2 protein-coding genes are annotated in these 1,845 nt (G+C 46.2%); one reads left to right on the top strand and one right to left on the bottom strand.

Features of this window, described 5'->3' with window-relative positions:
- Positions 1 to 90: 90 nt before the first annotated feature.
- Positions 91 to 222: a hypothetical protein gene (locus tag PX481_RS24085; RefSeq protein WP_256378312.1), complete on the bottom strand. Its 132-nt coding sequence runs from the start codon at positions 220 to 222 to the stop codon at positions 91 to 93.
- A gap of 88 nt (positions 223 to 310) precedes the next feature.
- On the opposite strand from PX481_RS24085, the gene PX481_RS24080 reads away from it, so the two are divergent.
- Positions 311 to 1,845 (top strand): ribonuclease R family protein (locus PX481_RS24080; RefSeq protein ID WP_288096443.1); only part of this gene is annotated, 1,535 nt, incomplete at its 3' end.

The following is a 1,845-nucleotide window of genomic DNA, read 5'->3' as shown; positions in this document are numbered from 1 at the left end:
GGATTAGCCTTGCCCACAGCAACAAGATTCTACTAGGCTGAAGCTTCTGCCAGAAAGACTAGCGATCGCCGAAAAGTTTGCCGGTGTTCGCTATTGGCTTATACTAACGAAGGCTTCGATAATTCTCAGGGTAGGTTCGGGGGTTCGATGCTTGGTCAGTTTACCTTCACTGTCACCAGCAGCGATCGCAATTACCCCGACAGAGATAATCTCTCGAGTCAATGGTTTAAATCAATCTTCTCATTATTAAGTATTTAAACTTAATTATTCACGATTCCGTCAGTGTCTTGTAAGTAAGGATTATTGTTAGATGGACTTCTCGATCGCCACACTCCTCTCTCATCTTAGTGATGATAAATTAGCTACGGGTAAACTTCTCGAAAAAAAACTGGGCTGCGAAGACGATCCCGAAAGCTGCGAAAAATTGCAAGTGATTCTCGGTGCTTTGGAACGTCTGGGAATGGTTGTCAAAGAACGCGGGCGCTATCGTCGTGTGATCGAGGAAAATGTCGTAGAAGCAAAGCTGCGCTGTTCCAGTAAAGAATTTTGCTTTGCTATCCAAGATATCGAAGATGCTGATGACATCTACGTCTCGAAAAATCATTTAAGTAACGCTTGGAATGGCGATCGAGTTTTAGTCAAAATCATCCGCGAGGGGACCCGTCGTCGTTCCCCGGAGGGAGAGGTGAGATTAATTCTCGAACGGGCTAATCCTTCGCTTCTAGCGCAAGTAAAACAGGAAAATGAGCGGTTTGTGGCGGTTCCCCTGGATGATCGCCTGAAATTTACCCTTAATCTCCTCGAAAATGGTCAAAACCTCCAAGAAAACATCGATCACCTCGTTCATGTTTCCGTCCTCCGTTATCCCCTAGGGGAAATGCCTCCCATCGGTAAAGTTACTCGCATTCTCGGTTCTACTGCCGAGGCCGCTGCCGACACGGATATCGTCTCCTGTAAACACGATCTACCCCATAATTTTCCGCCAGAAGCCCTCGAAATTGCCGATAATTTAGCGGATTTCTTCGATAGTGGCGAAAAAGAACAACTGCGAGATTTAACCCCACTCTTCACCTTTACCATCGAAGATGACAACCCCCTGGATTATCCCCCGATCATTGAAAATGCCTTTTCTTTAGAGAAAATCAACCAAAATCGCTGGCGAGTCGCCATTCATATCAGCGATGTGGCCCGTTACATTGAACGGGGCGGATTATTGGATAAAGTTGCCAAAAAACGGGGAACTGCCGTCTATTTAGGCGAAAAAGTGCTGCCATTAGTCCCGGCTGCCGTTACCAGTCGTTGTTCCCTGTCACCGCAAGAACAGCGCCCCGCTATTTCTATCCTCGTCACCCTCGATGACAAGGGCGATCTATTGGAGTACGAAATCACCCGCAGCCTCATCCAAGTGGATCAACATTTTACCTATCAACAGGTGCGCGATCTGCTCAGTGAAGAAGATAGCGAAGCTGCCCCCACCGATACCGTTGAAACCCTGAAAGATTTATTTTTTAGCGTTTGCCCCACCCTAAAATCCCAACGTCTGCAGCGGGGTAGTTTTGATATTAAATTAGACAAAATCTCTCCCTACAAAGACGAAGGACGGGGGGGGACTGTTCTCGCTTCTAATAATTTACCGGCCCGTTCTTTACTGACAGAAGTGGCAATTTTAGCCGGCAAAGTCGTCGCTGAACATTTGCAAGCTTTACACTTACCCTGTATCTACTGTGGACAATCGGAACCGGATTGGGATGAATTGGAGGATTTACTCAAATTAGCCAATAATTTAGGGGCAGAATTAAATTTAACTGCCGAGGAGGAGATTAAACCCAATGACTATCAAAATCT

The sequence above is a fragment of the Microcystis sp. M53603_WE2 genome (genome assembly GCF_030065435.1).
Note: the sequence above shows the minus strand (reverse complement) of the source record. Positions and strands in the feature narration are given on the sequence as shown.